This window comes from Microbulbifer hydrolyticus (assembly GCF_009931115.1).
Taxonomy (GTDB): Bacteria; Pseudomonadota; Gammaproteobacteria; order Pseudomonadales; family Cellvibrionaceae; genus Microbulbifer; species Microbulbifer hydrolyticus.
In genome coordinates this window covers 3,674,481-3,688,593 of record NZ_CP047491.1, presented here as the reverse complement: position 1 = coordinate 3,688,593, position 14,113 = coordinate 3,674,481, and the positions used below count along the sequence as shown (strand labels likewise).

Genomic DNA, 14,113 nt, shown 5'->3' with positions numbered 1-14,113 from the left:
AGTTACATCGTTACATCTTTACGTCGTTACGTCGGTACGCCACCAGCGGGCAGTCATCGCTGATTACCAGTAGGCTGCAGCCTGCCCATCCTCACGGATTTCGGCCTCGCGTTTTTCCGCGCCTTCCGGGTTGTAGCCGCCGAGGGGGAGCAGTTCCATGCTGGCACTCTGGGTGCGCAGGTCCGCCACTTGCTGCTCGATCACTTCAAGCGGCTGGCGATAATCGATATAGAACTCGGGCTGGAAGCCCACGGCATTACTCAGGCGGCCGTTGGCGCTGCGCCAGTCCGCATAACTCACATCCTGTTGCACGCTGGAGAGTAGGGCCTGGGTGGAAGCGTGAATACTTTCCAGCTCGGAGCCCTGGCTGGATTGCCAGCGGGCGCGGGACTGGCTCGCCATTGCCCGGTCCAGCTCCGCCATTTCCGCGGCGTAGCCGTGGTTGAGTTCGGCGCGCTTTACGTGGCTGTAGGCGAGGTCGACCTGGGTAAGAACGGCAACGGTCAGGGCGGCGCGACGCACATCGCCGAGACGCTCGTTGTCGCGGGCATAGCCGATCAGGTCTCTGCCGGCCACCACGGTACCGAGCAGGTCCCAGGTCAGGCGCAGGCTGCTCTCCGCCCAGTCGTTGTAGAGCAGGTAGCTGTTGTCGTCGTAGAAGTAGCCGGTACGCAATTCGAGACCCGGCAACAGTTGCAGGCAGGCTTTGCGGATTTCGGTGGCGGCGATGCGCTGGCGATAGTCTTCTTCGAGTAATTCCGGGCGGTTGCGCAGGCTGTACTGCTCAAGCTCCATTACACCCATTTCTGCAAAGGGGCTGCGCAGAACATCACTGGGTGCGGCACTCACAGTGAACTGGGTGCCGGGAGGCAGTCCCATCAGTGAGGCCAGTTCCATTTTGGCGTTGTGCATATCGCCTTCCAGTGCCAGCAGCTGCTGCATCAGGTCGAGCAGGTCGCGGCGGTAGGAAAGGCTGGCTTCGGTCTGGCGCAGCCCGCGCTCGGCGCTCTGGCGGGACTTTTCCAATGCGCGCCGGGTCTGCTCGATCAGGCCTGGCAATTGGCTCTGGGCGCGCTGCGCCGCCGCCGCCATCCAGAAGGCATATTCGACATCCATGATCACGTTGTGCATCAGCTTGCGCTGGCGCTCGATGGCGATCATCACGCCGTCTGCGGCCTGTTTCGCGGAAAGATAATTGATGCCGAAATCGAGCACATTCCACGACAGTTCGAGGCCGGCAGTACTGTAGGTTTTGTCCAGGGAGGTGGACTGGGCCAGTGACTGGTTGCCGTTTACGTCTTCGCTACTGGCGAAGTGCTGCTTGTTGCGGTGGTTGTAGCCCGCACTGGCGGCAATTTCCGGCAGCATGTCCCAGCGGGACAGGCTCAGGTTGCGGTTGGCGACCACCGCCTCCATCAGTTTGAGGCGGTTGTCCATGTTGTAGGCAATGGCGCGGGCGATGGCTTCGTTCAGGTCGACGGGGCCTGTCACCGGTTGCTGGTTGCCGAAAGCGGTTTGCCAATCACCACTGGCACGTTGCTCAATGGTGGTGTCATCCATGGCGACGGGTTTTACCGAGCAGGCGGATAAAGTCGCCAGCGTGACGCTGAATGCCGCGATAAAAGTCGCGGGAGTGGCCTGACGCATATCTCTTGGTCCTTATGAGTACTTATCGACTTCAAGAGCGCGGTACATCTGCGCTCGCTAAATCTAGTACATAGGTACAGATATGATGTGCGCAAAAACTGAATTGACGACGGAAGGGCGCGGGATTGGTGCTATTTGTAGATGAGCGGGCGTTGGTATCTACGCTCTCCGGTAATTGTGCGGTTTTACAAAGCTGCACTGTTCAATTATTGTGCTAACGAGGCCATCTCCTCCTGCCGCAGGGGCGGAGGTGGATGGTTTTATTCGGATGCAGAATGTAGTTGCTGGGAATTCCGTCTCCACACTTTCCGGCAAAACCAAAGCGATAATAAGAAAGCCAGTCACCGGACCATGAGTTACCGGACGATGAGAGAGAGCAGCCCCTTTGGCCAGCATTGAATTCAAGGGCGTGATCAAGCGCTACGGGGACAGCCCCGCCACGGTACCCGGCCTGGACCTGGAGATTCGCGATGGCGAATTCATGGTACTGGTCGGCCCCTCCGGGTGTGGCAAGTCGACCATTCTGCGCATGATTGCCGGGCTCGAGTCCATCTCCGGTGGCGACCTGTACATCGCCGGGCACCGGGTCAACGACATGCCGCCGAAAGACCGGGACATCGCTCTCGTATTCCAGAATTACGCTCTCTATCCCCATATGACCGTGTTCGACAATATGGCGTTTGGCCTGCGTGTGCGCCATACCCCCAAATTGGGTATTGAGCGACGGGTGCGGGAAGCGGCGGAAACCCTGGGCCTGTCCGGGCTGCTCGACCGCAAGCCGGGCCAGCTTTCTGGCGGCCAGTGCCAGCGGGTGGCGCTCGGCCGCGCGATGGTGCGCGAGCCACAGGTGTATCTGTTCGACGAGCCCCTCTCCAATCTCGATGCCGAGCTGCGGGTACAGATGCGCGGCAATATCCACCGTCTGCACCGGCAGTTCGGTACCACCTCCGTGTACGTGACCCACGACCAGGTGGAGGCTATGACCCTTGGCACCCGCATTGCAATCCTGGACAAGGGGCGGCTGATGCAGGTGGGCACGCCGCTGGAGCTGTATAACGACCCGGACAATACCTTCGTGGCGGGCTTTATGGGGTCGCCACCGATGAACCTGACCGCGGTGCGCAACGACGGCACCCAGCTGACCTGCGGTCTGCTGACTTTGCCCCGACCAAAGCTGCAGGAACTGAACCGCGCGCTGGTGCTGGGCCTGCGCCCGGAAAAGCTGGTGTACGCCGCGGCGGCCCCGGCCAACTGGCCGCGCCTGTGCGGCAGCATAGAACTGGTGGAAAGCCTCGGGGCCGAGATGCTGGTGCACCTGAGTGCCGGTGACAGCAAAGTAATTGCGCGGCTGCCCGGTTTGCGAGCACTTACCATGGGCGACACCCTGGAGCTGGCGTTTGATCCTGCCGCGGTGTATCTGTTCGACGGCGACAGTCAGCAGCGCATACGCGCCGCCGGCAAAAATACGGTGGCGACCGGATGCTGACACGATGGCTGCGGTTGGCTGCGTGCTTCCTGCTGCTAGTGGCCGGCCAGGCTGGCGCTGCAGAAACACTGCAGCTGTGGCATGGATACCGCGGTGCCGAGCGCGCCGCCTTCGAAAAGCTGATTGAGGAGTACAACCGCAGTCAGGACCAGGTGCAGGTCAAGGCACTGGCGGTTCCATTTGGTGGCTATGCGGACAAGCTCTCCGCCGCCTTGCCCCGGGGGCAGGGGCCAGACCTGTTCGTATTCGCCCACGACCGCCTCGGCGGCTGGGCGAGTGCCGGGCACACGGTAGCGCCCATCGACCCTTATGTAAGTGAGCGCTTGCGCAAGCGCTTTCCCGCCAACCTGATCGATGCCATGACCTACGGTGGCGATCTCTACGGTCTCCCCTTCAATTTCAAAAGCCCGGCATTGATCCTCAATACCGATCTGGTACAGGCCGCGCCGGAAACCACCGATGCCATGGTGGCGGAGGCGATGCGCCACACCGATCGCAACGCCGGTCGCTTTGGTCTCGCCTACAGCTACACCGAGCCGTTTTTCCACGGTGCGCTGATGAACAGCTTTGGCAACGGTCCCTTCGATCGAGGCGGCAACCTGGATCTCGACAGCCCGGCCAATGTCCGCTCGCTGGAAATGCTCGCGCGCTGGGTGCGCGAGGACCGGATTTTGCCGGAGGAACCCAGCAGCACCCTGGTCACCAGCCTGTTCAACCAGGGCCGTGCGGCGATGGTCATCAGTGGTCCCTGGATGCTGGGCGAGATTTCCCCGCAGGTGAACTACCGGGTGGTGCCGCTGCCGGTCAACAGCGAGAGTGGGCAACCGCTTTCCCCGTGGGTGGCGGTGGAGGGGCTGTTCCTGTCGCCCTGGTCCAGGAACCCCGCTGCGGCGGTGGCGATCATGGATTACCTGACCTCGCGGTCTTCAGCGGAGACCATGGCCATCGACGGCGGCCAGTTGCCCGCCAATATCAGCGCCTTTGAGCACCCCAGCGTTGCCACCGACGATACCGCCATGGCATTCCGCCGCCAGCTCGAGGCCGCGCGTCCGATTCCCAACCTGCCGGCGATGACCCTGGTGTGGGTGCCGCTCGAAAACGCCCTGAAAAAGGTGGTGAAAGGGGCCGCGCAGCCCGAAGCCGAGCTGCATCAGTTACAGCGCCGCCTCAGTGGCGACCTGGCCCGTCTGGAGCGTTCGCGAGCGCGCAGTGAATCCCCCGCGACCATGCCCGCATGGCTGTGGCTGTTGCCGATCCTGCTCGTGCTTGCAGCGGTCTGGCTGTGGCAGCGCTACCGTACTCAGCTCGCGGCTGGCTGGCATGCAAACCGCACCGCTTACCTGTACATCCTTCCCGCCATTCTGGGCATGACCCTGCTGGTGTTCTTCCCTCTTTTATATGGACTGTTGCTTTCCTTTACCGATACCACCGTATTTAACGAACACACCCCGCTGTGGTCGCGCCTGATCGGGATCGACAACTACCTGAGCATCCTGGGGGATTTTGACCTGTGGCAGGGGGAGGGGGTCGAGCGCAATCTTGATTTCGACAACTTCTACTGGACCCTGCTGATCACCGTGTTGTGGACCGTCAGCAATGTGGTGCTGGCGGTGGGACTGGCACTGGTGCTGGCGCTGGCACTGGACCGCCCCATCTTCGGCCGCGGACTGTTCCGGCTGGTGCTGATCCTGCCGTGGGCGATCCCCAACTACATCACCGCGCTGGTCTGGAAAGGGATGTTCCACCCGCAGTTCGGTGTCATCAATCAGGGGCTGCAGGTGCTTGGGCTGGCGCCGGTGGCCTGGTTTGACTCCATCGGTGCGAGCTTTTTCACCGGGCTGGTCACCAATGTCTGGTTGAGTATTCCGTTTATGATGGTGGTCATCCTGGGTGGCCTGCAGTCGATCCCGCGCGAGCTGTATGAAGCCGCGCGTGTGGAAGGCGCCGGGCGCTGGCTGCAGTTCCGCACCATCACCCTGCCGCTGTTGAAGCCGGTACTGATCCCGGCGGTAATCCTGTCGGTGGTGTGGACCTTCAACATGTTCAACGTCATTTACCTGGTGAGCGACGGCGCCCCGGCCGGAGCCAACGATATTCTGATCACCAAGGCGTTCCGTATCGGCTTTGAAAAGTACCAGTATGCCTATGCCGCCGCCTATTCGATGGTGATCCTGGCGCTGCTGTTCTGCTACGCCCTGTGGCAGACGCAGGTGAGCCGGTCGATGGAGACGGTGCGATGATTGGCCGGGGACGTTGGAAGGGGAAGTTGGAGGGTGAAGTTGGAAGAGGAACCGCATTGATGGAAAGCAACCCGGTTCGCCCCGCGTGGCTGCAGAACTGGCGCGAGCAACGGCTTGCACGTTGGCTGCGGGACATCTTTTCCTGGCGCTTCGCGCTGCTGGTATTCGCGTCGCTGGTGGTCATCTATCCGTTGCTGTGGGTGGTCAGTCTCGCCTTTTCCGGACAGCAGGCTCTCACCCTGGTACAGCTTCCGGAGGATGCCAGCCTCGGCCAGCAACTGCTGGCCCTCGTCCCGCTGCCCGAGCAGTGGACGCTGGACAACTTTCGAGCGGTGCTCACCGAGCAGCCGTTTCTGCGCTGGCTGGGCAACAGCCTGGTGGTGGCCCTGGCCACCACGGCGGTCGGCCTGTGCCTGAGCTGTAGCGCCGCCTATGCGTTCTCCCGCTTCCGCTTCGCCGGTCGCGAGCGCGGGATGATGCTGTTTCTGATCTCGCAGATGTTCCCGGCGGTGCTGATGTTGATTCCGCTGTATGTGATCGTGGTGCAGTGGCTGGGGCTGGGGAATTCCTGGCTGGGGCTGATCCTGGTCTACTCGATTACCGCACTGCCGTTCTGCGTTTGGATGCTGAAGGGCTACTTCGACACGCTGCCCTACGAGATCGAGGAGTCCGCATTGTTGGAGGGCGCCTCCCGCTGGACCATCTTTACCCGCATCATCCTGCCGCTGGCGCGCCCGGCCATCGCCGTCACCGGGCTGTTCGCCTTCATGACCGCCTGGAACGAATTTATCCTCGCGTCCATTTTCATGGACGATGAATCCCTGTATACGGTGCCCGTTGGATTGCGCTTCTTTGTCAGTGACTACGCCTCCGAATGGGGTTACTTTGCCTCCGGTTCCATTCTCGTGTCGCTGCCGGTTATGCTGTTGTTTCTGACCCTGCAGCGTTTTCTGATCTCCGGCCTGTCCGCTGGGGCGGTAAAAGGCTGAAGCCCGCGCGCAGTGGATAGAGTAGAGAGAAACGATAATCCTGGCAGCCTGGCTCCTATGAATACTTCAATAATCCCGCTTTCCTTATTGGCGAGACTCGCTCTGGCTATTTTGTTCTGCACAGGAGGTGCCATGTCCACGACTGCCGCTACCGCGCCACAATTGAACGGGGTGCAGTTGTATACCCTGCGACAACAGATGACGGAAAGTGTGGAAACAACCCTGGCAAAGGTGGCTGAGGCTGGCTATCACACGGTGGAATTTGCCGGGTTCCACGGTCACACGGCGGAAGACGTGCGTGGACTGCTGGAGCGCAACGGCTTGAGTGCTCCGGCCAGTCATTTCCCGCTGGCGCAGATGGAGTCGGACTTCCCCTCCGTCATCGCCGAGGCCAAATCATTGGGCAGCCGATACGTGGTCCTGGCCTGGCTGGAGCAGAGCCGGCGTAGTGCCGGCGATTATCGCCAGCTGGTGCAGAACCTGAATGACTGGGGCCGCCAGTGCCGGGAGGCCGGCCTGCGCCTCGCCTACCACAACCACGATTTCGAGTTTGAGCAGACCGGCGGGTTCGTGCCCTACCAGCTGTTGCTGGACAAGACCGACCCGGAGCTGGTGTTCTTTGAAATGGATATCTACTGGATGCACAAGGCCGGGCAGGATCCGCTGGCCTACTTCGAGCGCCACCCCGGCCGCTTTCCTTTGTGGCACCTGAAGGATGCCACCGGCGAGGGTGCCATGGCGGACGTCGGCCACGGCGTGATCGATTTCCCTGCCCTTCTCGAACACGCGGACAGGGCCGGTCTGGAGTTCGGCTTTGTCGAGCGCGACGACGCGGATTTACCCTACGAGAGCATCCATCGCAGTCGCCGAACCTTGGCCGGCTGGTCGCGAGACTGAACAATTTCGACCTCGGAGTCACGCTCTGTCTGGCAAGTCATTTCCTGCCGGCGAGAATTTGTCTCGCCGGTCTCCCGCCTCTGCACCACCCTGGGCCGCGATTGGCGCCAGATCTGTGCAAAAATACATCACATCTGTAACTTATTGATTTTAAAGGGTTTACCTGTTCCCGCTTTTCGGGATCCAAGGTGGGATAGTCCATTTTTCCATAATAGGTAAAGGTGGGACGACTCAATCTGGCGCGTGGCGGGAGTATAGCCTCGAGCCAGATCGGGTTATCCTTGCGTTGTCTCGAGGTACCCGATCCCGGCGAAACCAATAACGAAAATGACGTGACGATGGGGGAGACAACTCCATGAATAGAATGACCGGATTCAAGAAGAACTCTATTGCGGTAGCGATCGCTACCCTCGCAGGTGTGAGCGGCGGCGCCCTGGCTCAGACCGAACTGGATGCCGCACTGGAAGAAGTAGTGGTGCTGGGCATTCGTGGCAGTCTCGAAAAATCCATGGATGTGAAACGCGATGCCAAGGGTATCGTGGACGCTATTTCCGCGGAAGATATCGGTAAGTTCCCCGATACCAACCTGGCGGAATCCATGCAGCGTATCACCGGTGTCTCTATTGACCGTGTGAACGGTGAAGGTAGCAAGGTTACCGTGCGCGGTCTGGGCCCCGACTTTAACCTGGTGACCCTGAACGGTCGTCAGCTGGCCCGCACCACCGGCGGCCGCTCTTTCGACTTCCAGAATATCGCTTCCGATATGGTGACCGGTGTTGAGGTTGCCAAGACCAGCGATGCCACCCTGCCGTCTGGCGGTATGGGTGCGACCATCAACCTGCTGACTGCTCGTCCGCTGAATACACCTGAGCGCACCATGCGCTTTGCGGTTAAGGGTGTGATGGACGAGTCCTCCGAAGACGCCAGTATGACTCCGGAATACAGCGGCTTCTATTCCGATACCTTTGCCGATGGCAAATTCGGTGTGGCCATTTCCGGTTCTATCCAGGAGCGCGAGAGCGGCAGCCAGCAGGCGCTGGTACCCGGTGGCTGGATCAGTGTCGAAGGCCAGATGGACAACAACTGGGATGGCGTCAACGACCAGTGGGGCGCAGTACCGGTAGACAATCAGGTCAATCGCCCGGGTGAAGGGGATATCTACTCCGTCGCACAGAATGCCGCCTTCAAGTTCGAAGAGCAGCAGCGCAAGCGCACCAACGGCCAGCTGGTGCTGCAGTGGGCGCCGACTGACGATGTGACCGCAACCCTGGATTACAACGTCTACGAGAACAAGATCGCCAAGCAATTTAACGATATCTCCGTATATCACGCCTGGCAGGGCGATCAGCGCGGCGTATGGAGCGACGGCCCCATCTCCACGCCGATCATCTACTCCGAGTACTACGGCGCGCCCAGCGATGTGGCCATGGGCGGCGGCAGCACCGCGGAAGTACACGAAGGCGATATGTTGGGTATCAACCTCGAGTGGCTGGTAAGCGACAAGCTGAGCCTGTTCTTCGACGGCCAGCACTCCGAAGCCGAGCGCCGTCCGGACAGTCCCTGGGGTACCAGCAACGTACTGACCGTTGCCGCCATGGTGCGCGATGCCAGCAGCGTTGACTTCACCGGTGACATCCCGGCGATCTACGTCGATACCGAAAATGGTGTGAACGCGTCCGATATCATCGTGACCGGCTCCGTATTCACCAACTCCAAAGACTACTCGGAAGTGGACCAGTTCCGCTTCGGCGGTAACTTCGAGCTGAACGAATCCAGTGATATCGACTTCGGTATCGCCCGTCAGGAAGTCAGCAACCGCTCCCAGTCTGTCTTTGTACAGCGCAACAACTGGGGTGGCGCGGGCCCGGCTTCCGATCTGCCGGACGAGCTGTTTACCGCGGATACCATTGCTGACAAGTTTGACGAATCCTGGGGTGACTTCTCCGAGATCGGTGGCCTGGATCCGCTGAACGTCTATTACCAGTGGGACTTCGAAGCGGTGCGCGCGGCAGCCGAGCAGCTGTACGGCAGCGACCCCACCGACATGGCGACAGCCACCCGCATGGGTGACTGCGGCACTGCATTCTGTGCCTCCACCGATTACGCGTCGGACACTGACCGCACCACCATCGAAACCTCCACCTCGGCCTACGCCCAGTACAACTTCAACTCCCAGTTCGGCAGCATGCCGTACGAGGTGAATGCGGGTCTGCGCTACGAGGAGACCGATGTCGACTCCACTTCCTTGGTGCCAGCCTACGATCGCGCCGAGTGGAACTCCAACAACGAACAGGCCATCCTCGGTTCTGGTGAGCAGGTATACCTGAGCGAGCAGGGCAACTACGACTACTGGCTGCCCAGCATTGCGTTCAAAATGGATTTGAGCGATGAGCTGCTGACCCGCGCTGCGGTGAGCAAGGCCATCACTCGCCCGGATTACAACTCCATCAAGGGTGGTACCACCATCGGCACCATCGCCAACGGCGGCATTGGTGGCGGCTCTACCGGTAACCCGAGCCTGCTGCCCTACGAGTCCATCAACTACGACCTGTCGGTAGAGTGGTACTACGGTGAGACCAGCTACGCTTCTGTGGGCCTGTTCCGCAAAGACGTTTCCAATTTCATCAGCAATGCCAAAACCGACAAGGCGCTGTTCAACATTGCCAACCCGGCAGATGGTGCGCTGGTGGATGAGGCTCGTGCCAATGGCGCCAACGATGCTGAGTCTATTCGTCAGTACATCGCGGCCAACTACGCCGACAGCGACTTCGTTGACGTGACTTACCAGGAAGATGGCGTTACCGTCGACAAGATCTTCATCAAGGGTAACCCGGCCACTGACCGCGATATGATTTTCCGCGTGGATACACCGGTGAACAGCGATGTGGAAAACACCATCAATGGTGTCGAGTTGGCGGTGCAGCACATGTTCGGCGAAACCGGCTTCGGTTTGCAGGCGAACTACACCATCGTAGACTCCGAGCTGGAATACGATCCGTTTATTCTGGTGGACCAGGAAGCCATGGTCGGTCTGAGTGACTCCGCTAACCTGGTTGGTTTCTACGATATGAATGGTTTCCAGGCCCGTATCGCTTATAACTGGCGCGACGAGTTCCTGAGCTCTCGCGGTCAGAACACTGGCGCCAACCCGCAGTACGTTGAAGCTTACAGTCAGATCGACATGAACGTGAGCTACGAAGTGCCGCAGCTGGATGGCCTGCAGGTGTTCCTGGAAGGCATCAACGTTACCGATGAAGCACAGCGTGTTCACGGTCGCGATGAGCGTCAAATTCTGGGTTATTACCAGGGCGGTGCCCGCTGGCAGCTGGGTGCCCGTTACGCCTTCTAAGCCATTTCACAGGATGGTCTGTTAGGCAACGGAAAGCCGCTGGTCCCCTGGGCCAGCGGCTTTTTTCATAGATCAAAATCAAAAAACAATAACGACTGAGAATGAGAGAAGTAAGATGACGAATGCGGTACTGTTGAACAATGTCGAGCATCGCGACCTGCGGGTAATCACCGAGCGGTCTTCCAGTCTTGGTGACGATGCCTGGTATGCGCTGACTTTTCCGCTAGAGTTTCGGGCCCTGCAAGGGCAGTATCCGATTTTTTTCCAGAAAGATGCCAACAGTGACACTTTCTTTCCGCTGGCGTTGCTGGGCCTGGAGCCCGGTGAAAACCTGTATCTTCGCGACGGCAAATGGACCGCAACGCATATCCCGCTCACCATTCGTCGCGAACCTTTCCTGATCGGGCGGCAGAATTTTGTTGAAGACGGCGTACAGAAAACCCGCCGCGTCATTCATATCGACCTGGATAGCCCGCGCGTCAATCGCGAGCGCGGCGAACCGCTCTTCCTGGAGTACGGAGGCAATTCCCCGTTCCTCGACAGCATGTCCGACCTGCTGGAAGCCATTCACCATGGCATCGAGCAAAGTGAAAAGTTTGTACGTGCGCTGCAGATTCACGGCTTGCTGGAATCGATCACCCTCGATGTCACGCTGGATAACGGCGAGAGCAATCAGCTCAAGGGCTTTTACACCATTGATGAAGAGCGCCTGCGCGCGCTGAATGCGGAAGACCTGAACGAACTACACCGGGCCGGCTTCCTGGAAGCGATTTACATGGTCATGGCGTCGCAGGCGCAGATGCGCCGCCTGATTGACGAGAAAAGCCGCCGCGCAGCTGCGGTCTGAAGCTCCGCGCAGGAGGTGACAGAACATGGGCAAGCCCTACATTGAAACGATCGAGCTGGCCAGCGTGGAAGAGATCCGCGGCGTCGCGCCGGAAACGGTGCTCGATGCGGTCGCTGGCGTGACACAACCGCTGATCCTGCGCGATTACTGCGCGCACTTTCCCGCTGTGCAAGCGGGGAAAACATCGCCGCGGGCAATGGCCGATTACCTGCTGGACCACTACGGTGGCAACCCGGTGATCGGTTGCCACGGCGCGCCGGAAGCCGGTGGACGCATCTTCTATAACGAGGATATGAGCGGTTTCAATTTTGACAGCCGTCGCGTGCCGCTGGCCGCTCTACTGGACGAAATTCTTGCCACTGAAGGTGCGGCACAGGCGCCGATGTTGTATATGCCATCGAGCGAAGTGTCCTACTGGTTCCCCGAATTTGCCGCGGCCAACGATGCCGGTGTTTCCAGTGTTTCTCCCATCGGTTCCCTGTGGCTCGGCAACAAGGTGCGGGTTGCTGCACATTACGACTTCCCCAATAACCTGGCCTGCAACATTGCTGGGCGGCGCCGCTTTACGTTGCTGCCGCCGGAACAGATTGCCAACCTGTATCCCGGCCCACTGGAGTTTGCCCCCGGCGGACAGGAAGTGAGTCTGGTGGATTTTTACCAGCCGGATTTTGCGCGTTTTCCCCGTTTCCGCAACGCCCTGGAGCACGCACAGGTGGCCGAGTTGCAACCCGGTGATGCCTTGTATATCCCCGGCATGTGGTGGCACCACGTGGAAAGCCTGGATACGCTGAATGTATTGTTTACCCACTGGTGGCGGGATTCCGCGGCCTACATGGGGCGGCCAACCAATGCGCTGTTGCATGCCGTGCTCGGGTTGCGCAACCTGCCTGCGCACCAGCGCAAAGCCTGGAAGGCGCTGTTCGATTACTACATTTTTGATGCCGAAGAGGGCGTGTCAGAGCATATCCCGGCTAATGTACGTGGGGTGCTGGAGCAGCCACTTTCGCTGGAGACGGCGATGCAGTTACGCGCCAAGTTGCAAAATGACCTGAAGCGTTGAGCCAAAAAAATACACCGAGAGAGATTGAAGTGAGCGCCGATAAAAGAATTCGCAAAGTCGTCATTGCCGGGGGTGGTACCGCCGGTTGGATGACAGCCGCAGCGCTGTCCAAGCTGCTGGGCAAGAACCTGGATATTAAACTGGTGGAGTCCGAGGCCATTGGCACCGTGGGTGTCGGCGAGGCCACTATTCCCACCCTGCACCTGTTCCACCAGCTATTGGGCATCGACGAGCGCGAGTTGATGGCGGCCACCAACGCCACCTTCAAGCTGGGTATCGCCTTCGAAAACTGGAAAGACGTGGGAGAGGAATACATTCACTCCTTCGGCGCGGCGGGCAAAGACTGCTGGGCGTGCAATTTCAGCCACTTCTGGGTGAAGGGCTTGCAGCAGGGTATTGATTTCCCCATTGGCGATTACACCAAAGAGCACCTGGGTGCACGGCTTGGGCGCTTTGCGGTTTCCCCGCGCAGTGAGCGCACGCACGCCTATCATTTTGATGCCGCCCTGTATGCCAAATTTCTGCGAGGGCTTGCTGAGAAACACGGTGCTACGCGCATCGAAGGCAAGATTGACAAGGTGCAACTGGACCGGGACAGCGGGTATATCCGGGCGCTGCAATTGGACAGTGGCGAGGTGCTAGAGGGCGACCTGTTTATCGATTGCACCGGTTTCCGCGGCCTGCTGATCGACGGTGCACTGCACACCGGTTTTGACGACTGGGGCCACTGGTTGCCCTGCGATCGCGCCATTGCGGTTCAGACTGGCAAGGGCGAAAACCCGGTGCCCTACACCCGCTCCATTGCGCGGGAATCCGGTTGGCAGTGGCGTATTCCGTTGCAGACGCGTACCGGTAACGGACTGGTGTACTGCAGTCACTACATGGATGAAGAGCAGGCGCGGCAGCAATTGCTGGATAATGTCGAGGGGGAGCCGCTCAACGAACCGCGGGTGATTCCGTTCCGCACCGGTACCCGCCGCCAGCACTGGAATAAAAACTGCGTGGCCATCGGCCTTTCTTCCGGTTTTATCGAGCCGCTGGAATCCACCAGTATTCACTTGATCCAGCGCAGTATTGTGCGCCTGATGACATTGTTCCCGGCGCAAGGTTTTGTGCAGGCGGATGTGGATGAGTTCAACCGATTGATCCGGGAAGAGACGGAAAATGTTCGGGACTTTGTTGTGCTGCACTACAAACTCACCGATCGCCAGGATACGGAATTCTGGAGGTACTGCCGCGGTATGGATATTCCTGACTCGCTCAGCCACCGTATGGAAATGTTCGAGCAGGGTGGTCGTGTTTACCAAAATGGCACAGAGCTGTTCGGTGAAAGCTCGTGGTTACAGGTTCTGCTGGGGCAGGGGCTGATGCCGCAGTCGTATCATCCCATTGTGGATATGATGAGTGACGAAGAGTTGGCGCGTTTTCTTTCCGGCATCCGCAGCCAGGTTCGCGCAACGGTAGACAGTTGGCCGCATCATATGGAATTTATCGCGCACTACTGCAAAACGAAAATCGACCAGATGTGACGGAATCGGCGTTCGCTGGCGCCTTATTCGCACCATATTTGGGAATACCGCAAAGTGGGACGACGCAGT

9 protein-coding genes are annotated in these 14,113 nt (G+C 59.5%); 8 read left to right on the top strand and 1 reads right to left on the bottom strand.

Annotated features, from left to right (window positions below; genetic code table 11):
- Positions 1-63 precede the first annotated feature (63 nt).
- Positions 64-1,647 (bottom strand): TolC family protein, encoded by a 1,584-nt coding sequence (locus GTQ55_RS15670; RefSeq protein ID WP_161859571.1) that lies wholly within the window; start codon positions 1,645-1,647, stop codon positions 64-66.
- A 385-nt stretch (positions 1,648-2,032) separates the two neighbouring features.
- On the opposite strand from GTQ55_RS15670, the gene GTQ55_RS15665 reads away from it, so the two are divergent.
- The 8 genes from GTQ55_RS15665 to GTQ55_RS15630 all read left to right on the top strand — a co-directional run bounded on the left by GTQ55_RS15665 (position 2,033) and on the right by GTQ55_RS15630 (position 14,044).
- Entirely contained in the window at positions 2,033-3,133 is a 1,101-nt protein-coding gene (locus GTQ55_RS15665) for an ABC transporter ATP-binding protein (RefSeq protein ID WP_161859570.1), read from the top strand.
- Positions 3,127-5,373, top strand: coding sequence for an extracellular solute-binding protein (locus GTQ55_RS15660; protein WP_161859569.1), 2,247 nt, complete (start codon positions 3,127-3,129; stop codon positions 5,371-5,373). Before GTQ55_RS15665 ends, GTQ55_RS15660 begins: the two co-directional genes overlap by 7 nt.
- A gap of 59 nt (positions 5,374-5,432) precedes the next feature.
- A complete protein-coding gene (locus GTQ55_RS15655; RefSeq protein ID WP_237567721.1) occupies positions 5,433-6,362 on the top strand; it encodes a sugar ABC transporter permease in 930 nt (309 codons plus the stop codon).
- 132 nt (positions 6,363-6,494) lie between these two features.
- On the top strand, positions 6,495-7,259 hold the full coding sequence (locus tag GTQ55_RS15650) for a sugar phosphate isomerase/epimerase family protein (RefSeq protein WP_161859568.1): 765 nt from the start codon (positions 6,495-6,497) through the stop codon (positions 7,257-7,259).
- 355 nt (positions 7,260-7,614) lie between these two features.
- The gene (locus tag GTQ55_RS15645; protein ID WP_161859567.1) at positions 7,615-10,608 is read left to right on the top strand and encodes a TonB-dependent receptor; all 2,994 of its coding nucleotides are present in this window, start codon (positions 7,615-7,617) and stop codon (positions 10,606-10,608) included.
- 115 nt (positions 10,609-10,723) lie between these two features.
- Complete coding sequence (locus GTQ55_RS15640) at positions 10,724-11,455, top strand: SapC family protein (RefSeq protein ID WP_161859566.1); 732 nt, start codon at positions 10,724-10,726, stop codon at positions 11,453-11,455.
- A gap of 25 nt (positions 11,456-11,480) precedes the next feature.
- Complete coding sequence (locus tag GTQ55_RS15635; RefSeq protein WP_161859565.1) at positions 11,481-12,515, top strand: cupin-like domain-containing protein; 1,035 nt, start codon at positions 11,481-11,483, stop codon at positions 12,513-12,515.
- Positions 12,516-12,544: 29 nt separating this feature from the next.
- Positions 12,545-14,044: a tryptophan halogenase family protein gene (locus tag GTQ55_RS15630; RefSeq protein WP_311736366.1), complete on the top strand. Its 1,500-nt coding sequence runs from the start codon at positions 12,545-12,547 to the stop codon at positions 14,042-14,044.
- Positions 14,045-14,113 lie beyond the last annotated feature (69 nt).